Annotated in this window: 12 protein-coding genes; 9 read left to right on the top strand and 3 right to left on the bottom strand. The window is 69.0% G+C overall.

The features are described 5' to 3' along the window. The first annotated feature begins 102 nt into the window (after window positions 1–102). Together ACFVXE_RS02540 and hflX are read left to right on the top strand one after the other, a co-directional pair. The gene (locus ACFVXE_RS02540) at window positions 103–1,557 is read left to right on the top strand and encodes a M1 family metallopeptidase (protein ID WP_389668416.1); all 1,455 of its coding nucleotides are present in this window, start codon (window positions 103–105) and stop codon (window positions 1,555–1,557) included. 144 nt (window positions 1,558–1,701) lie between these two features. Next, complete coding sequence (gene hflX, locus ACFVXE_RS02535; protein WP_389668414.1) at window positions 1,702–3,222, top strand: GTPase HflX; 1,521 nt, start codon at window positions 1,702–1,704, stop codon at window positions 3,220–3,222. Window positions 3,223–3,300: 78 nt separating this feature from the next. On the opposite strand, the gene ACFVXE_RS02530 is transcribed toward hflX, so the two are convergent. Next, the gene (locus ACFVXE_RS02530) at window positions 3,301–4,476 is read right to left on the bottom strand and encodes a trypsin-like serine peptidase (RefSeq protein ID WP_389668412.1); all 1,176 of its coding nucleotides are present in this window, start codon (window positions 4,474–4,476) and stop codon (window positions 3,301–3,303) included. A gap of 255 nt (window positions 4,477–4,731) precedes the next feature. Further along, complete coding sequence (locus tag ACFVXE_RS02525; RefSeq protein WP_389668410.1) at window positions 4,732–5,955, bottom strand: trypsin-like serine peptidase; 1,224 nt, start codon at window positions 5,953–5,955, stop codon at window positions 4,732–4,734. Between the two features lie 313 nt (window positions 5,956–6,268). Here ACFVXE_RS02525 and ACFVXE_RS02520 point away from each other — a divergent pair, with 313 nt between their 5' ends. The 5 genes from ACFVXE_RS02520 to ACFVXE_RS02500 are packed head-to-tail and all read left to right on the top strand — an operon-like array spanning window position 6,269 to window position 14,545. After that, window positions 6,269–7,657 carry a diaminobutyrate--2-oxoglutarate transaminase family protein gene (locus ACFVXE_RS02520; protein ID WP_389668408.1) on the top strand — a complete coding sequence of 463 codons (1,389 nt, stop codon included), beginning with the start codon at window positions 6,269–6,271 and terminating at the stop codon, window positions 7,655–7,657. Between the two features lie 29 nt (window positions 7,658–7,686). Then, a complete protein-coding gene (locus tag ACFVXE_RS02515; protein ID WP_389668406.1) occupies window positions 7,687–9,594 on the top strand; it encodes an IucA/IucC family protein in 1,908 nt (635 codons plus the stop codon). Between the two features lie 44 nt (window positions 9,595–9,638). Next, complete coding sequence (locus tag ACFVXE_RS02510) at window positions 9,639–10,550, top strand: GNAT family N-acetyltransferase (protein ID WP_389668504.1); 912 nt, start codon at window positions 9,639–9,641, stop codon at window positions 10,548–10,550. A 60-nt stretch (window positions 10,551–10,610) separates the two neighbouring features. Beyond that, window positions 10,611–12,524: an IucA/IucC family protein gene (locus ACFVXE_RS02505; RefSeq protein ID WP_389668404.1), complete on the top strand. Its 1,914-nt coding sequence runs from the start codon at window positions 10,611–10,613 to the stop codon at window positions 12,522–12,524. 50 nt (window positions 12,525–12,574) lie between these two features. Beyond that, the gene (locus ACFVXE_RS02500) at window positions 12,575–14,545 is read left to right on the top strand and encodes an ATP-dependent DNA helicase (RefSeq protein WP_389668402.1); all 1,971 of its coding nucleotides are present in this window, start codon (window positions 12,575–12,577) and stop codon (window positions 14,543–14,545) included. A gap of 155 nt (window positions 14,546–14,700) precedes the next feature. Here the strand turns inward: ACFVXE_RS02500 and lexA are convergent, their stop codons facing one another. Then, window positions 14,701–15,492, bottom strand: a complete 792-nt coding sequence (gene lexA, locus ACFVXE_RS02495) for a transcriptional repressor LexA (protein WP_389668400.1) — start codon at window positions 15,490–15,492, stop codon at window positions 14,701–14,703. 611 nt (window positions 15,493–16,103) lie between these two features. On the opposite strand from lexA, the gene nrdR reads away from it, so the two are divergent. Together nrdR and ACFVXE_RS02485 are read left to right on the top strand one after the other, a co-directional pair. After that, window positions 16,104–16,616, top strand: coding sequence for a transcriptional regulator NrdR (gene nrdR / locus ACFVXE_RS02490; RefSeq protein WP_389668398.1), 513 nt, complete (start codon window positions 16,104–16,106; stop codon window positions 16,614–16,616). A gap of 160 nt (window positions 16,617–16,776) precedes the next feature. Continuing rightward, window positions 16,777–19,671, top strand: coding sequence for a vitamin B12-dependent ribonucleotide reductase (locus ACFVXE_RS02485; protein WP_389668396.1), 2,895 nt, complete (start codon window positions 16,777–16,779; stop codon window positions 19,669–19,671). Window positions 19,672–19,781: the final 110 nt, after the last annotated feature.

Here is a 19,781-nt window from a genome sequence, read left to right as displayed (position 1 = left end):
CTGCCGCCGTCCGCCCCGGCGTCGCCCGCGCCGGTGACCTCGTTCGGGTGGCCCGAAGCGCGCCGCGCCCCTCACCGTGGTAATGACTGGTAGCCGTTGGGGATGCCGTTCATCCCCAGCCGCCTGCGGGCCGCCCTGCTGGCCACCGCATCGGCCGCCCTCGTTGCCGCCACCCTGCCCGCTCCCGTGCCGCTCGGCATCGGAGATCCGCTCTTCCCGACCCTCGGCAACCCGGGGTACGACGTCCTCTCGTACGACATCGGGCTCGTCTACCACGGCAAGAACAGCGAACCCCTGGACGCCGTCACCACGATCCAGGCGAGGACCACCGAGCCGCTGGACCGGATCAATCTCGACTTCACCCGTGGAACCGTCCGTTCCGTGGCGGTGAACGGTCTGCGCGCGGACTTCGCCGTCGTGGGCGAGGACCTGGTCGTCGAGCCCCTCGGCCCGCTTCCGGCCGGAGTGCCGATCAGTATCACCGTCCGGCACACCAGCGACCCGAGCGGCGACCAGAACAGCGGCGGCTGGCTGCGCACGGCGGACGGTCTGGTCATGGCCAACCAGGCCGACGCCGCGCACCGGGTCTTCCCGAGCAACGACCACCCCGCCGACAAGGCGTACTTCACCTTCCACGTCACCGCCCCCAAGGATCTGACGGTGGTCGCCAACGGCCTGCCGGCCGGCAGGGTCCGTCAGGACGCCACGACCACGTGGACGTACCGGACCGAACACCCCATGGCCACCGAACTGGCCCAGGTCTCCATCGGACACTCCGCCATCGCCCGTCGGACCGGGCCGCACCGGCTGCCGATCCGCGACGTGGTGCCGGCCGCCGATGCCGCACGCCTCGAGCCCTGGCTGAAGAAGACACCCGGACAGCTGGAGTGGATGGAGCGCCAGGTCGGCCGCTACCCCTTCGAGACGTACGGGCTGCTGGTGGCCGACGAGCAGACCGGCTTCGAGCTGGAGACCCAGACCCTCACGCTCTTCGAGCGGTCGGTGTTCACCGACAAGGCATACCCCGAGTGGTACGTCGAATCGATCATGGTGCACGAGATGGCACACCACTGGTTCGGGGACAGCGTCTCCCCGCAGGCCTGGTCGGATCTCTGGCTCAACGAGGGGCACGCCAGCTGGTACGAGGCGCGCTACGCCGAGGACCACGCCAAGAAGTCGCTGGTGAAGCGGATGCACGACGCCTACACCCGTTCCGACGCCTGGCGCGCCGTCGGGGGCCCGCCCGCCCGCCCTGCCGCCCCGGCGCCCGGGCAGAAGATCAGCCTCTTCCGTCCGGTGGTCTACGACGGCAGCGCGCTGGTGCTCTACGCGCTGCGCCAGGAGATCGGCAAGGACGCGTTCGATCTGCTGGAACGCAGTTGGGTCAGGGCCCACCGGGACTCGAACGCGAGCACGGCCGACTTCGTCCGGCTGGCCTCAAGCATCGCCGGACGCGACCTGACCACGTTCTTCCAGGGCTGGCTGTACGGGAAGAAGACACCGCCCATGCCCGGACACCCCGACTGGCGTAGCACGAAGCAGGCAGGACACAGGTAAACCCGGGTGACGGGCCGAGCAGGGCCATGCCACTATCGACGGGTCGCTGCCGCGGCCGGACCGGAGATTCCCCTCAGCGGGAATCTTCCGGAGGGGTCACGCGTTGTGACTGACGTAACGGACATCTATCGACGTAAGGATCCAATGACCTCCTCTTCTTCCCTTCCCCAGGACGCGCAGGACGCGCAGAGTGCCACGGAGAACGTCACCGAGAGCCTCACCGAGAGCCTTCGGGCCGACGCCCTGATGGAAGAGGACGTCGCCTGGAGCCACGAGATCGACGGAGAGCGTGACGGCGAGCAGTTGGACCGCGCCGAGCGTGCGGCGCTGCGGCGTGTGGCGGGCCTCTCCACCGAGCTCGAGGACGTCACCGAGGTCGAGTACCGGCAGCTCCGCCTGGAACGTGTGGTGCTGGTCGGCGTGTGGACCTCGGGGACCGTGACCGACGCGGAGAACTCCCTCGCGGAGCTCGCCGCACTCGCCGAGACGGCGGGTGCCCAGGTGCTCGACGCGGTGTTCCAGCGCCGGGACAAGCCCGACCCGGCCACCTACATCGGCTCGGGCAAGGCGCTGGAGCTGCGCGACATCGTTCTCGAGTCGGGCGCGGACACCGTCGTCTGCGACGGTGAGCTGAGCCCCGGCCAGCTGATCCACCTGGAGGACGTCGTCAAGGTGAAGGTGGTCGACCGGACCGCGCTGATCCTCGACATCTTCGCCCAGCACGCCAAGTCCCGCGAGGGCAAGGCGCAGGTCTCGCTGGCACAGATGCAGTACATGCTGCCGCGTCTGCGCGGCTGGGGTCAGTCGCTCTCCCGTCAGATGGGCGGCGGCGGTTCCAGCGGCGGTGGCGGCATGGCCACCCGTGGTCCCGGTGAGACCAAGATCGAGACGGACCGGCGACGGATCCGCGAGAAGATGGCGAAGATGCGCCGGGAGATCGCGGAGATGAAGACCGGCCGTGAGATCAAGCGGCAGGAACGCAAGCGCAACAAGGTGCCCTCGGTCGCGATCGCCGGCTACACCAACGCGGGCAAGTCCTCGCTGCTCAACCGGCTGACCGGTGCGGGCGTCCTGGTGGAGAACGCACTGTTCGCCACCCTGGACCCGACCGTGCGCAGGGCCGAGACGCCGAGTGGCCGGATCTACACCCTGGCCGACACCGTCGGCTTCGTACGGCATCTGCCGCACCACCTCGTCGAGGCGTTCCGCTCCACCATGGAGGAGGTCGGCGAGTCCGACCTGATCCTGCACGTGGTGGACGGCTCGCACCCGGTGCCGGAGGAGCAGCTCGCCGCCGTGCGCGAGGTGATCCGTGAAGTGGGCGCGCTGGACGTGCCCGAGGTCGTGGTCATCAACAAGGCGGACGCGGCGGACCCGGAGGTCCTGCAGAGACTGCTGCGGATCGAGAAGCACGCCATCGCCGTCTCGGCGCGGACCGGAGCCGGGATCGACGAGCTGCTCGCGCTCATCGATACCGAACTGCCCCGTCCCTCGGTCGAGATCGAGGCGCTCGTTCCGTACACCCACGGGGGACTCGTCTCCCGGGTGCACGCCGACGGCGAAGTGATCTCCGAGGAGCACACCTCGGAGGGCACCCTGCTCAAGGCGCGAGTGCACGCCGAACTCGCCGCCGACCTGGCGCCGTTCGTCCCGGTGGCGCACTGACGGCGCGAGACCGTACGGACCGGAGGCCCGCTCCCTGGTCGTGAGGGAGCGGGCCTCCGGGCTTTCGCCGGCCGGTCCTCACCGGCCGGCGAACTTGTCGCTCATCATGGTGAAGATCTTCCGTGCGCCCTCGCCCAGGTGCGGGCCGGCGAGCCAGCCGGCCGTCACCGGGCCGATGGAGGTGTTGGAGACCAGTGCCAGTTTGCCGTCGGAGCCCTCACTGAACCAGCCGCCACCGGACGAACCACCGGTCATCGTGCAGCCGATGCGGTACATGGTCGGGGTGCTGGGGCTGATGGAGAGCCGACCGGGACGGTCGATGCACTTGTGCATGATCAGGCCGTCGTACGGAGCGGCCGCGGGATACCCCCAGGCGCCCATGGCGCTGATCTGCGAGATCTCGGGAGCGTCGAAGTCGACAGGCAGGGCGTTGCCCACCGTCTCCTCAAGGGACTTGGTGCCGCTCTCCGGCTTCACGTGCAGTACGGAGTAGTCGTACGGCGCGCCCTCGCCACCGGTGGGGCCGCCATCGGCGATCCATTCGCCGGAGGTCGTGGCCCAGTCCGCCCAGAACGCACCGTACGGAGCGATCTCCTCCGGCCGGGCGTTCTCCAGCGCGGCGGCGGACTTGCCCTTGTCGTTGTAGGCCGGCACGAAGACGATGTTGCGGTACCAGCCGCCCTTCGCACCGGCGTGGACACAGTGTCCCGCCGTCCAGACCAGGTTGGATCTGCCTGGATTCTTCGGGTCCTTGACGACGGTGCCCGAGCAGACCATGGAGCCCTCGGGGGAGTCGAAGAAGACCTTGCCCACCGGGGCCGCGTGCTCGTGGTAAGGCAGGTCCTCGGGCTCGGCCCGGACCGGCGAGGGCTCCGGGTCGGTGACACCCCGGTCACCGGAGAGATCGCCGGCCGACATCGTCTTCGCCGGATCCTTGGCGGACTTCATCCGCTCGGGCTTCCACAGCCCGTCGATCACCGGGTTGACGAAGTCCTTGGCCTCACGGAGCCACTTGTCCTTGTCCCAGTTCTTCCACTCGCCGTTCTTCCACCTGCCCGGGTCGACCCCATGCTTCTTCAGGGTCTCGGCCAGATCGGCGGAGATGCCGCCACCGGCGGATTCGGCGGCGGGGGCGGATTCAGCGGCGGCCGGTTTGTCGGCCGCTCCGTCCTCGCTGGGACCACAGGCCGTGGCCGTCAGCGCGAGAGCCGCGACGAGGCCGGTCGCGGCGAGCAGCGGACATATGGATCGCATGGAAGGAATTCCCCCTGAACTTCAATCACTGACATGAACGTGTCATTCAAAGGTGTGGTCGGACCGGTGGCGACCCAGGAGTCGGCTCCCACCCGTGACGGCCCGGGGAGCTTCTCTGTCACCGGGCCACGGCAGCGCCAAGGAAGCCGCGCAGGGCGTGCGGGTGCTCGGCCCGAGGGGCCCGGCGAACGGCTGTCGCGCCCGGGCCCCTGAACAGCAGTCAGTCGAACTGCCGCAGGCGGCAGTTCGTGTGCATCACTGCCCCGCGTACTTCTTGCTGACCGCGTCGTAGATGCCCTTGGCCTCCTTGCCGAGGCGCGGTCCGGCCAGCCAGCCGGCCGTCACCGGGCCGATGGAGGTGTTGGAGACCAGTGCGGGCTTGCCGTCCTGGCCGGTCGTGACCCAGCCACCGCCGGAGGCGCCGCCGGTCATGGAGCAGCCGATGCGGTACATCGTGGGGTCGGCCTCGGTGAGCGAGAGCCGGCCCGGCTTGTCCTTGCACTGCAGCATCTTCTGGCCGTCGTACGGCGGGGCGGCCGGGAAGCCGGTCGCCGTCAAGCTGTCGATCTTCGGAACCGCCGGGGCGTTGAAGTCGACGGGCAGCGCCGAACCGACGGTCTCCTCCAGGGACTTCCCGGTCGAGCCCTTCTCCGGGGCGACCCGCAGCACCGCGAAGTCGTACGGAGCGCCCTGGCCGCCGGTGGGCCCGCCGTCGGCGATCCACTGGTCGGAGGTCTGCGCCCACTGGCCCCACCACACGCCGTAGGGAGCGACCTTCTCCTTGGGCGCGTTCTTCAGCTCGGCGAGCGACAGGCCGCTGTCGTTGTAGGACGGCACGAAGGCGATGTTGCGGTACCAGCCGCCCTTCTTGCCCGCGTGCACACAGTGCCCCGCCGTCCACACCATGTTGGACTTGCCGGGATTGGCCGGGTCCTGCACCACGGTTGCGGAGCAGACCATGGAGCCCTCGGGGCTGTCGAAGAAGAGCTTGCCCGACTCCGCGGCACTGTCGTGGTACGGGGGCTGCACACCCGTGGCCCGGACCGGCGCGGGCGTCGGGTCCGTCACTCCCTTGTCGCCCGAGATGTCGTTTTCGACCGGCTGCTCGGGCGACTTGTCGGCGTCCCGCATCCGATCCGGGTCCCAGAGACCCTCGATGATCGGGTTGATGAAGTCCTTGGCCTCACGGAGCCACTTGTCCCTGTCCCAGTTCTTCCACTCGCCGTTCTTCCACTTGTCGAGGTCGACCCCGTGCTCCTTGAGCCGGTCCTTCAGGTCATCCGGAATAGTGATTTTTCCGTCGGAGGACTGGACGGCGGAGGCGCTGGGCTTGGCATTCGCGCTGTCCTCGCCCGGACCGCAGGCGGTGGCTGTGAGCGCGAGGGCGGCGGTCAGCGCAGCCGCGGCGAGCACGGGTGAGGGCGTGCGCCGGGTCCTCGTCCTCTGACGCGCGGTGAAAACCTGTCGAATCGGTCGCATGTGGTGATCCCCCTGGGACTTCGTCACTCAACACTTCTGTACTGCACTTGGGCACTGCCTGACGCGCCGTGAACTCCGCGCCGTGGGCCGGAGTCCGCACACGGTCCCCCACTATGCCGGTGCCGGTGGTGACGGTACGCAGCAGGTCCGCGGTTCCGTCTCCGCAAGGATCTTCCGATTTACCCGTGATCCATTGCGCCCGGCGTCGTTGGTACGTACGAGGGACTCACGGACAGCGTTCAACCGCGCAGTCCGTCCCTGCGGAAACGTACCGACGTGCAACGCATCTGTTACAGCGGGAGGACCAGAAGCCGTGGCCGTGACCGAACCAGCTCCGGTGGCACCACCCGCAGCGCACGAGGGGATCCTGCGACGGCAGTCGATGCGGGAATCGGCCGCCCGCACCTATGCGCGGTCGCTGCCGATCGTGCCGGTGCGGGCCCGTGGTCTGACCATCGAGGGCGCGGACGGGCGGCGTTATCTCGACTGTCTCTCCGGAGCCGGCACGCTGGCGCTCGGGCACAACCATCCGGTGGTTCTGGAAGCGATCAAGAAGGTCATCGACTCGGGCGCCCCCCTGCATGTCCTCGACCTCGCGACCCCGGTCAAGGACGCCTTCACCACGGAGCTGTTCGCCACACTGCCACGGCAGTTCGCCGACAATGCCCGGATCCAGTTCTGTGGACCGGCCGGCACCGACGCCGTCGAGGCGGCCTTCAAACTGGTCCGGGCCGCGACCGGGCGCAGTGGGCTCATGGCGTTCACCGGTGCGTACCACGGGATGACGGAGGGAGCCCTTGCGGCCTCGGGCGGAGCCGAGGACGTCCGGGTGACCCGGCTTCCCTTCCCGCAGAACTACCGTTGCCCCTTCGGTATCGGCGGCGAACGCGGCGCCGAGATCGCCGCCCGCTGGACCCAGAATCTGCTGGACGACCCCAAGAGCGGCGCACCCGTGCCTGCCGGAATGATCCTCGAACCGGTCCAGGGAGAGGGCGGAGTCAACCCCGCCCCCGACGGCTGGATGCGACGGATGCGAGAGATCACCGCAGCCCGGTCCATCCCGCTGATCGCCGACGAGGTACAGACCGGCGTCGGCCGGACCGGTGCCTTCTGGGCCGTCGAGCACAGCGGGATCATCCCTGACGTCATGGTGCTTTCCAAGGCCATCGGCGGCTCCCTCCCGCTCGCTGTGATCGTCTACCGCTCCGAGCTGGACACCTGGCAACCGGGCGCCCATGCCGGCACTTTCCGTGGCAATCAGCTTGCGATGGCGGCCGGTACGGCCACGCTCTCCTACGTACGTGAGAACCGGCTCGCCGAGCGCGCCGCGACACTCGGCGCCCGCATGCTCGCCCGCCTCCAGGCACTGGCCATGGATCATCCGTGCATCGGAGACGTCCGCGGACGGGGACTGATGATCGGCGTGGAACTCGTCGACCCGGAGTCCGCCTTCGCCGGCGGCGCCGGGGGCGGCTCAGAGCCGGCGCCCGACCCGGTCCTCGCCTCCGTCGTGCAGCAGGAGTGTCTGCGCCGCGGGCTCATCGTCGAACTCGGAGGACGCCACTCCACCGTCGTACGTCTGCTTCCTCCTCTCACTCTCACCGACGAGCAGGCAACAGCGGTCGTCGACCGCCTGGCCGATGCCCTGGCGGCCGCCGAGCGTTCGCCCCACCGCCGAACCACGACCGGGGCGACCCACTGACCCCGCACATCATCACAAGGAAGACCGCCGTGAATCCCACCCCCGCGCCCGAGGCCGACGGCTCTCCCGTCGGCCAGCAGCGAGGTCAGTCAGCGCTCGTCGGCACAGTCGCAGTCGAGCAGACGACCGTGCCACGCCAGAAGGCAGCGCCCCGTGGCGGGTGCCTCACCCCGCAGAATCCACCCACCACCGAGGAGACAACCGGTCTCCCGGATCACCCGGATCCACTCGACCACCCCGATCCGCTCCGGGCCGCGGACGCGGCGGGAGTCGAGAACCTGCTGCGTTGCTGGGTCCGGGAGAACGACCTGCCGCGTCCGGAGTGGGACACGCTCCGCATTCCGCTCCCCGCCAGCGGCACGGCCCTTCTCGTCCCCGTCCTCTACTGGTCCGCCGCCGGATGGCACCGTTTCGGTCCGCCCACCCTGGAGGTCGCGCCGGACGGCGCGCCGGCCACCGATGCCGTCACCGTCGCCGCTCTGCTGGGCCGCGAGGCGGACCGCAACGAGGGTGCCGACATGGTGGGAAGGGTCGCCGATTCGGTGCGCCGTACGGCAGCCTTCATCACCGAACGGCGCCGCACCCCCACCGCTCCCGCCGAGGCGGACCTCTTCCTCACGGCCGAGCAGTCGCTTCTGCTCGGACATCCCCTGCATCCCAGCCCCAAGAGCCGCGAGGGCCTTTCCGAATCCGAATCGCGGCTCTACTCGCCCGAGTTGCACGGCTCCTTCCCCCTGCACTGGATGGCCGTCGACCGCTCGCTGCTGGCCACCGAGTCCTCCTGGACGGACGGAGGACGGCCGGTTCCGGCCGAAGATCTCGTCATTCCCCATGCCGACGGACTGCGCCTGCCCGCCGGTACCGTCCCGATTCCGCTCCATCCATGGCAGGCCCGTGAACTGGCCCGCCGGCCCGAAGTCGGATCTCTTGTCGACGCGGGCCTCCTCCATGACCTGGGACCGCACGGCGAGCGCTGGCACCCCACCTCCTCCGTCCGCACCGTCCATCAGCCCGGTGCCGACGTCATGCTCAAACTCTCCCTCGGCGTACGCATCACCAACTCCCGCCGTGAGAATCTCCGTAAGGAACTCCACCGAGGAGTGGAGGTCCATCGGCTTCTCCGCAGCGGCCTCGCCACGCAGTGGCACGCCGCACACCCCGGCTTCGACATCGTCCGTGACCCCGCATGGCTCGCCGTGGACGCGCAAGACGGCGAACCCGTGGCCGGCCTCGACGTCATGCTGCGCCACAACCCGTTCGGGCCGCACGACGATGTGGTGTGCATCGCCGGGCTGACCGCCCCGCGCCCCTGGCCCGACCGGCCGGGCATGCATTCGCGTCTTGCCGACGTCGTCCTCCGCCTCGCCGGCACCACCGGCAGGTCCAAGGGAGCCGTCGCCGCCGAGTGGTTCCTGCGTTACCTCGACCGTGTCGTACGCCCCGTGCTCTGGCTCGACGCCACGGCCGGGGTCGCCCTCGAAGCCCATCAGCAGAACACGCTGGTGCTGCTCGACTCCGAAGGCTGGCCCGTCGGAGGCCGTTACCGGGACAATCAGGGCTACTACTTCCGTGAGTCCCACCGTGCGGCCCTTGAGCAGAGGCTCCCCGGGATCGGCACGGTCAGCGAAACCTTTGTCTCCGACGCGGTGACCGACGAGCGCTTCGCCTACTACCTCGGCATCAACAACATCTTCGGTCTGATCGGCGCCTTCGGCGCCCAGCACCTAGCCGATGAACGGGTGCTCATCGCCGGGCTCCGTCGCTTCCTCACCGGAGTCGTCGATCTCGGATCCCCACTTCCCGCGCAGCTGCTGCAGAACCCGTATCTGCGGTGCAAGGCCAACCTGATGACGCGACTGCACGGCCTCGACGAACTCGTCGGACCCGTCGACACCCAGTCCGTCTATGTCACCATCGCCAACCCCCTTTGTGCGTGAAGGACCATGACCACCGCCTGAACTGCTGAGAGGAGAGCGTGACCGTGCCCCCCGCCGACGCGCATACCGATGCCGATTCCGGCCCTGTCCCCCAGGCCGGTTCGGGCACCGAGGACACACTGGATCTGCGGCTCTCCGAGGAATTCCTCGCTCGGTTCGGGGAAGACAACACACCGGCAGCAGCAACACCGACCCCCGACCCGCCCTCCACCGGCCCACCGTCGGGAGGCAGATCCTTGTCGCTGATGGAGTCCCCGGCCCGGAAGGAACTCCCGCCCCGGAACGGATCCACGTCGTCCGAGGCGGGCGACGTGAACCCCGGCACGGCCAACGGCAGAGGAGCAGGTGCCGTCGCATCCGGCTCCCTGGGCAGGCTGGACTCCTCCGACCTGCTGGACAACCCGGCCGAGTGGCGACCGGTCACCACACCCGCCGGAGTGTTCCAGCTCGTCCCTGTGCGGCTCGACCGCGACCTGGCCGTGATCAGCCGCTGGATGAACGACCCCGCAGTCGCCGCCTTCTGGGAACTCGCCGGGGCCGAGGCCGTCACCGCAGCCCACCTACGTCCCCAACTCGACGGCGACGGACGCAGCGTTCCCTGCCTGGGTGTGCTCGCGGGTGTCCCCATGAGCTACTGGGAGATCTACCGTGCGGACCTCGACCCCTTGGCGCGCCACTACCCCGCCCGACCGCAAGACACCGGAATCCACCTCCTCATCGGTGGTGTGAACAACCGCGGGCACGGCGTCGGCACCACACTGCTCCGGGCCGTCTCGGACCTCGTACTCGACAACCGTCCTCTCTGCGCACGCGTCGTCGCGGAACCCGACCTGCGCAACACCCCTTCCGTCTCCGCCTTCCTGAGCGCCGGCTTCCGGTTCTCCGCGGAAGTCGAACTCCCCGACAAGCGAGCCGCCCTGATGGTCCGCGACCGAGCCCACCGCGCCCAGCTGTGAACGACCTGCTGCATTACTTACACCGCTCGAAGCCCATCGGTTCCGTCCCGAGGAGTCCCCGTGCCGAAATATCCTGCGAGCCATGAATCAGCGGAGCCGCCCGCGTTGCTCAGCACTCCAGAACTCAGCCGGACGGTCTGGGACCGGGCTGCCGCCCGCCTGCTGGCGAAGATGCTCGGCGAGTTCGCCTACGAAGAGATCGTCGAGCCGACTCCTCAGACCGTCGGCAGCGACACGACTCCTCAGGCCACCGGCAGCGACGCAACTCCTCGGAGCGCAGGCAGCGACACATACGCACTCGTCCTGGACGACGGCGCGACCCTGAGCTTCCGCGCCGCCCGGGGCGTCTACGGCGGCTGGCACGTCGTCCCCGACTCGATGCACGTCAGCGACCGGAACGCATCCCCGGGCAGCGGTCAGGGCCTCCGCGCCCGGACCGTGCCGTTCCGCGACCCGCTGCGGTTCCTGGCCCGTGCCCACCGTCTCCTCGGCCTCGACGGACCCACTCTCGGCCACCTCATCCGCGAGATCACCACGACGCTCGCCGCCGACGCCCGGCTGGACCACACCGCGCTCACCGCGGCCCAGCTGGCCGAGCTCGACTACGCCGAGCTCGAAGGACACCAGACCGGGCACCCCTGGCTCGTCGCCAACAAGGGACGCCTCGGCTTCTCCGCCTCCGACGCCGCCGTCTTCACCCCCGAGGCCCGCCGGCCCGTCCGACTGCCGTGGATCGCCGTCAGCACCCGGATCGCCGGCTACCGAGGTGTGGCCGGACTCGCCACACCGGACCAGCTCTACGCCCGGGAACTCGACGACCCGGTCCACGCGTCCTTCGCGGCCGAACTCCGCGCACGCGACCTCGACCCGCGCAACTATCTCTTCCTTCCCGTGCACCCCTGGCAGTGGGACGAGTGGATCGTTCCGCTGTTCGCGCCGGCCATCGCCGCAGATGACATCGTCCCGCTGCACGCCGACGACGACCTCCGGCTGCCGCAGCAGTCGATCCGCACTTTCACCAACCTGGGCCGCCCCGACCGGCACACCGTCAAACTGCCGCTCTCGATCCTCAACACGCTGGTCTGGCGGGGACTCCCGACCGAGCGCACCCTCGCGGCCCCCGCCGTCACCGGCTGGGTCCAGGGCCTCTGTGACCGCGACCCGTTTCTGCGCGACACCTGTGGGGTCGTCCTGCTCGGCGAAGTCGCCTCCGTGACCGTCGAGCACCCGCTCTACGACCGTCTCCCGGAGACGCCCTACCAGTTCAAGGAAATCCTCGGCGCGATCTGGCGAGAGCCGCTCCACCCGCGGCTCACGCCCGGGGAGCGCGCCCGCACCCTCGCCTCGCTGCTCCACACGGATCCCCACGGCCGCGCCTTCACGGCCGAGCTCGTGGCCCGCTCGGGTCTGGCGCCCGCCGCATGGCTCACCCGGCTCTTCGCGGCGCTGCTCCCGCCCCTGCTGCACTTCCTCTACCGCTACGGCACGGTCTTCTCCCCGCACGGCGAGAACGCCATCGTCGTCTTCGACGACCAGGACGTGCCGGTACGGCTGGCGATCAAGGATTTCGTCGATGACGTGAACATCAGCGCCCAGCCGCTGCCCGAGCACGCGACGATGCCGGAGGGCGTTCGCAGCATTCTCCTCGCGGAGGAGCCCGCGTTCCTCACCCAGTTCATCCACTCGGGACTCTTCGTCGGGGTCTTCCGCTATCTCTCCCGGCTGTGCAAGGAGCAGCTCGGAGTTCCGGAGGCCGATTTCTGGTCACTCGTCCGGGCCGAGATTCTGCGGCACCACGCCCGCTTTCCCGAGCTCAAAGAGAGGTTCGAGATGTTCGACATGCTGACACCGCGCATTGCACGCCTGTGTCTCAACCGCAACCGTCTGTACCGGGACGGCTACCGTGACCGGCCGGAGCGTCCGCACGCCGCCGTCCACGGCTCGGTCCCCAACCCGCTCCACCACTGCGCGTGAGTCCGGGAGTGACCGCCGTTGTCAGTGGTGCCCCGTAGGGTGGAACGGCTATGACGAAGCCATCTCTCCCCGAGCTCCTGCACGCCGCCGTGACCGCTGTCGGCGGTACGGGACGGCCCGGCCAGGCCGCCATGGCCGAGGCCGTCGCCGAGGCTGTCGACGACAACGCCCATCTGCTGGTCCAGGCCGGTACCGGCACGGGCAAGTCCCTCGGATACCTGGTGCCCGCGCTCGCGCACGGGGAGCGTGTCGTCGTCGCCACGGCGACCCTGGCACTGCAGCGCCAGCTCGTGGAGCGTGATCTTCCGCGTACGGTCGAGGCGCTGCACCCGCTGCTGCGCAGACGGCCCCAGTTCGCCATGCTCAAGGGGCGGTCGAACTACCTCTGTCTGCACCGGCTCCACGAAGGCGTGCCGCAGGACGAGGAAGAGGGGCTCTTCGACCAGTTCGAAGCGGCGGCGCCGTCGAGCAAGCTCGGCCAGGATCTGCTGCGCCTGCGTGACTGGTCCGACGAGACCGAGACCGGTGACCGTGACGATCTCACTCCCGGTGTCTCGGACCGCGCCTGGGCGCAGGTTTCGGTCTCCTCCCGGGAATGTCTCGGCGCCAGCAAGTGCGCGTACGGCGCGGAGTGCTTCGCGGAGATGGCCCGCGAGCGCGCCAAGCTCGCCGATGTCGTCGTCACCAACCACGCGCTCCTCGCCATCGACGCGATCGAGGGGGCCCCGGTGCTCCCGCAGCATGAGGTGCTCATCGTCGACGAGGCCCATGAGCTGGTCTCCAGGGTCACCGGAGTGGCCACCGGCGAGCTCACCCCCGGCCAGGTGAACAGGGCCGTGCGCCGCGCGGCGAAGCTGGTCAACGAGAAGGCCGCCGACGCCCTGCAGACCGCCGCGGAGGGCTTCGAGCGGGTCATGGAGCTGGCTCTCCCCGGCCGCCTGGAAGAGGTCCCGGAGGACCTCGGATACGCCCTGATGGCGCTCCGCGACGCCGCTCGTACGGTGATCACAGCCCTGGGATCCACCCGCGACAAGTCCGTCCAGGACGAGGACGCCGTCCGCAAGCAGGCCATGGCCTCGGTGGAGACGATCCACGGGGTCGCCGAGCGGATCACCCAGGGATCCGAGTACGACGTCGTCTGGTACGAGCGGCACGACCGCTTCGGCGCCTCCGTGCGCGTCGCCCCGCTCTCCGTCTCCGGGCTGCTGCGCGAGAAGCTCTTCGCCGAAAGGTCGGTCGTCCTCACCTCGGCCACGCTCAAGCTCGGCGGGGACTTCAACGGCGTCGGCGCGTCCTTGGGGCTGGCCCCCGAGGGCACCGCGGGCGAGGACATCCCCCAGTGGAAGGGCCTCGATGTCGGATCGCCCTTCGACTACCCGAAGCAGGGCATCCTGTACGTCGCCAGGCACCTGGCCACGCCCGGCCGAGAAGGTTCGCGCACGGACATGCTGGACGAGCTCGCCGAACTGGTGGAGGCCGCCGGCGGGCGCACGCTGGGGCTCTTCTCCTCCATGCGCGCGGCGCAGGCGGCCGCCGAGGAGCTCCGCGGGCGGCTCGACAAGCCGATCCTGCTGCAGGGCGAGGAGACGCTGGGGGAGCTGATCAAGAACTTCGCGGCCGACCCGGCGACCTGCCTCTTCGGCACGCTCTCGCTCTGGCAGGGTGTCGACGTACCGGGAGCGAGCTGCCAGCTGGTGATCATGGACCGGATCCCGTTCCCGCGCCCCGACGACCCGCTGATGAGCGCCCGGCAGAAAGCGGTCGAGGAAGCGGGCGGCAACGGCTTCATGGCCGTCGCGGCCACCCACGCCGCGCTGCTGATGGCTCAGGGAGCCGGCCGTCTCGTCCGGGCCACGGGTGACAAGGGCGTGGTCGCCGTGCTCGACCCGAGGCTGGCAAATGCCCGGTACGGGAGCTATCTGCGGGCGTCGCTACCCGACTTCTGGTACACGACGGACCGCAGTCAGGCGCGTCGCTCCCTCGCGGCGATCGATGCCGCCGCCAAGGCCGACGGGAAGTGACCGCGGTCTCCGTCCGGGATTCCCGCTCCTCTCCGCCGATCGGGATGAGCAGTCGGGCCACGACGCCTGGTTGCGGCGGGCCGGCCCCGGCCGCACAGAAAGGACCCCGGGACCGGCGCAGCGGATCCCGGGGTCCGGTCGGAGCCGGTGTCTCTTCAGACCCGCCGCAGCACCGCCACGACCTTGCCGAGGATGGTCGCCTCGTCACCGGGGATCGGCTGGTACGCGGAGTTGTGCGGAAGCAGCCATACATGACCGTCCTCCCGCTTGAAGCGCTTGACCGTGGCCTCGCCGTCCAGCATCGCGGCCACGATGTCGCCGTTCTCCGCGACGGGCTGACGGCGGACGGTGACCCAGTCGCCGTCACAGATGGCCGCCTCGATCATCGAGTCACCGACGACCTTGAGGACGAAGAGTTCGCCGTCTCCTACCAACTGGCGTGGGAGCGGGAAGACGTCCTCGACCGATTCCTCGGCGAGGATCGGACCACCGGCCGCGATCCGGCCGACCAGCGGCACGTACGAGGCCGCGGGCTTGCCGGTCGTGTCGGTCTGTTGCGTGCTGGGCTGGTCCGATCCGCGGACCTCGTACGCCCGGGGGCGGTGCGGGTCGCGGCGCAGGAAACCCTTGCGTTCCAGAGCCATCAGCTGATGGGCGACGGAGGACGTGCTGGACAGGCCCACCGCCTGACCGATCTCCCGCATCGAAGGCGGGTACCCCCGGCGCTGCACGGAGTCCCGGATGACCTCGATCACCCGCCGTTGGCGGTCGGTGAGCCCCGAGCTGTCCGCTCGGATTCCTGGAGGTCGGCCGGGCAACGAGCGTGTTGGCCGTGCCGGCTCCGGCTCCGTGTTCGTGATTGAGTCATTCATGGCATGCACCGGCTGGAGTCGGCTCTGGGAGCGGTCCTGGGCAGTGATGGTGGCACTGTCTGCGGTGGTGGTCACGTCGGCCCCTCTCGAATGGTCTCCCTAGCTGGACAACGGTAGTAGCTTTCGAAAGGTTGCGCCAAACACACGTTCGAGTGAAAAACGAATAAAAGTCTGTTCGGTGTTCACTGTGAGGTGTATGAGCGAGGTCCGGGCGCCGGTCCGGCTGCGTTCCGCTCCGGGTCCGGGTCCGGAACGGAGGGCCGGTCGAGCCCGATCGGCCATGCGCTCCGGGCGTGCGGCAATTCGGACCATTACGGTAGCGTTCGCCGCCGCGCCGCTCCCTCGCGGGGTGCCCATCGGTGTTCGTCACGGTCCGGCGCCGGGCGTCTTCGGGCAGTCGTCGCGGTCCTGTTCCCGGTGCCCCCCGCTCCGGGTGGCCGGGGCTGTCCCGTAACCTCGTGGGCGGCCGCGCGTCGCCTGTACGCCGCCCGGGGCGCGCGACACGCGCCAGGGCCGAATGTGCCACCAAACCCAAGATCTAGTGGTTGGATTGTTCCAGCCACCCAGAAGTTGTGGTCCGCGGTCGATCCGGTCGTGGTCATCGCCTATGCTTATGGCTGCTTCGAAGGCCCCTGACGGGACCTGAAGAGGCTATTCAGTCGTGCTGTGAAGGAGGGTTCGGAGCCATGCACTGCCCCTTCTGCAGGCACCCCGACAGCCGGGTCGTCGACAGTCGCACCACCGATGACGGCACGTCGATCCGGCGTCGCCGCCAGTGCCCCGACTGCTCACGCCGTTTCACGACGGTGGAGACCTGCTCGCTGATGGTGGTGAAGCGCAGCGGAGTGACCGAACCCTTCAGTCGGACCAAGGTCATCTCCGGCGTGCGCAAGGCGTGCCAGGGGCGACCGGTCACCGAGGACGCCCTCGCCAAGCTCGGCCAACGGGTCGAGGAGGCGGTGCGCGCCACCGGGAGCGCCGAGCTCACCACTCATGACGTGGGTCTGGCCATACTGGGCCCCCTGCGGGAACTCGACCTCGTCGCGTACCTGCGCTTCGCGTCCGTGTACCGGGCGTTCGACTCACTTGAAGACTTCGAGGCCGCCATCGCGGAACTCCGCGAACGACGGCCTTCCGTGCAGGGATGCGGGACAGGCGAGCCCCTTGAGGTCCCTGTTCCTGCTGCCGCCGCCGACTGAGCAGGACACCCGCTGATCTCACAGGGCTGTGGGATCGGCGGCAGGGCGGCTTTACAGACCTGCTCCGGGTGCTGTGCGCGGCATCCGAAGCATCAGACACACACTGTGCCCCGGGAAGTTCTGGGCACTTCAGGGCGTTTTTGCCCATATGGGAGGCGGCATGACAGAGACGGCGAGCGGCCCGGCACGAGGTTCCCGAGCCAAGGGATCCAAGCCGACCAAGGGCCTGCGCATCGAGCGCATCCACACCACCCCCGGCGTGCATCCGTACGACGAGGTGGCGTGGGAGCGTCGTGACGTCGTCATGACCAACTGGCGCGACGGCTCGATCAACTTCGAGCAGCGTGGCGTCGAGTTCCCCGACTTCTGGTCGGTGAACGCGGTCAACATCGTCACCAGCAAGTACTTCCGCGGAGCTGTCGGCACGCCGCAGCGCGAGACCGGTCTGCGGCAGCTGATCGACCGGATCGTGAAGACGTACCGGAAGGCGGGCGAGGACTACAGCTACTTCGCCTCTCCTGCCGACGCCGAGATCTTCGAGCACGAGCTGGCCTACGCCCTCCTGCACCAGATCTTCAGCTTCAACTCGCCGGTGTGGTTCAACGTCGGCACGCCCCAGCCGCAGCAGGTCTCGGCTTGCTTCATCCTGGCCGTCGACGACTCCATGGAGTCGATCCTCGACTGGTACAAGGAAGAGGGCATGATCTTCAAGGGCGGCTCCGGCGCCGGCCTGAACCTCTCCCGTATCCGCTCCTCCAAGGAGCTGCTGTCCTCCGGCGGCAACGCCTCAGGACCTGTCTCCTTCATGCGCGGCGCCGACGCGTCCGCCGGAACGATCAAGTCCGGTGGCGCCACCCGCCGTGCGGCCAAGATGGTCATTCTCGACGTCGACCACCCCGACATCGAGAACTTCATCGAGACCAAGGTCAAGGAGGAGGAGAAGATCCGCGCCCTGCGCGACGCGGGCTTCGACATGGACCTGGGCGGCGACGACATCACGTCCGTCCAGTACCAGAACGCCAACAACTCGGTCCGCGTGAACGACGAGTTCATGAAGGCCGTCGAGTCCGGCGGCAAGTTCGGGCTGCGTGCCCGGATGACCGGCGACGTCATCGAAGAGGTCGAGGCCAAGTCCCTCTTCCGCAAGATGGCGGAGGCCGCCTGGGCGTGTGCCGACCCGGGCATCCAGTACGACGACACGATCAACCACTGGCACACCTGCCCCGAGTCCGGCCGGATCAACGGCTCGAACCCGTGCAGCGAGTACATGCACCTGGACAACACCTCGTGCAACCTGGCCTCGCTGAACCTGATGAAGTTCCTCAAGGACGACGGCAAGGGCAACCAGTCCTTCGAGTCCGAGCGCTTCGCCAAGGTCGTCGAGCTCGTCATCACGGCGATGGACATCTCCATCTGCTTCGCCGACTTCCCGACCGAGAAGATCGGCGAGAACACCCGTGCCTTCCGGCAGCTGGGTATCGGCTACGCCAACCTCGGCGCCCTGCTGATGGCCACCGGTCACGCGTACGACAGCGACGGCGGCCGCGCGCTCGCCGGTGCCATCACCTCGCTGATGACCGGCACGTCGTACCGGCGCTCCGCCGAGCTCGCCGCGGTCGTCGGCCCGTACGAGGGCTACGCCCGCAACGCCGAGCCGCACCAGCGCGTCATGAAGCAGCACGCCGACGCCAACGCCGCGGCCGTCCACGTGGACGACCTGGACAACCCGATCTGGGCCGCGGCCACGGAGGCCTGGCAGGACGTCATCCGTCTCGGCGCGAAGAACGGTTTCCGCAACGCGCAGGCCTCGGTCATCGCGCCGACCGGCACCATCGGTCTCGCGATGTCCTGCGACACCACCGGCCTTGAGCCCGACCTCGCCCTGGTCAAGTTCAAGAAGCTCGTCGGCGGCGGCTCGATGCAGATCGTGAACGGCACGGTCCCGCAGGCTCTGCGGCGCCTGGGCTACCAGGAGGAGCAGATCGAGGCGGTCGTCGCCCACATCGCCGAGAACGGCAACGTGATCGACGCCCCCGGCCTGAAGACCGAGCACTACGAGGTCTTCGACTGCGCCATGGGCGAGCGTTCCATCTCCGCGATGGGTCACGTGCGCATGATGGCGGCCATCCAGCCGTGGATCTCCGGCGCGCTCTCCAAGACGGTGAACCTGCCCGAGACGGCCACTGTCGAGGACGTCGAAGAGGTCTACTTCGAGGCGTGGAAGATGGGCGTCAAGGCGCTCGCGATCTACCGCGACAACTGCAAGGTCGGCCAGCCCCTCTCCGCCAAGACCAAGGAGAAGGAGAAGGCCGAGGTCACCGCCAAGGCCGAGGAGACCATCCGTACCGCGGTCGAGAAGGTCGTCGAGTACCGCCCGGTCCGCAAGCGTCTCCCCAAGGGCCGTCCCGGCATCACCACCTCCTTCACGGTGGGCGGCGCCGAGGGCTACATGACCGCCAATTCCTACCCGGACGACGGTCTCGGTGAGGTCTTCCTGAAGATGTCCAAGCAGGGTTCCACCCTCGCCGGCATGATGGACGCCTTCTCCATCGCCGTCTCGGTCGGTCTGCAGTACGGTGTCCCGCTCGAGACGTACGTCTCGAAGTTCACCAACATGCGCTTCGAGCCGGCCGGCATGACGGACGACCCGGACGTGCGGATGGCGCAGTCGATCGTCGACTACATCTTCCGCCGCCTGGCGCTGGACTTCCTGCCCTTCGAGACCCGCTCGGCACTCGGCATCCACTCGGCCGAGGAGCGTCAGCGTCACCTCGACACCGGTTCGTACGAGCCGTCCCTCGAGGACGAGGAGCTGGACATCGAGAGCCTGGCCCAGTCCGCCCCGCTCCGGACGGAGCCGCTGAAGGTGGTGGCCGCTCCGCAGGAGGCGGAGAAGCCTGCTCCGAGGACGGCGCACACCTCGGCGGAGCTCGTCGAGATGCAGCTGGGTATCAGCGCGGACGCGCCGCTCTGCTTCTCCTGCGGTACGAAGATGCAGCGCGCCGGGTCCTGCTACATCTGCGAGGGCTGCGGCTCGACCAGCGGTTGCAGCTGATCTCAGGCGTCGGCTGGACGTGAACCAGCCTGTCGGGGGGGGGGGGGGGGGGTTGACGAGAAAGCCCAACCCCCCAACGGGCCCGGCCGCCGGGGGCCCCAGCAGCGACA

It is taken from the genome of Streptomyces sp. NPDC058231 (assembly GCF_042882275.1).
Classification (GTDB): domain Bacteria; phylum Actinomycetota; class Actinomycetes; order Streptomycetales; family Streptomycetaceae; genus Streptomyces.
This window is presented reverse-complemented; position numbering and strand designations above follow the sequence as displayed.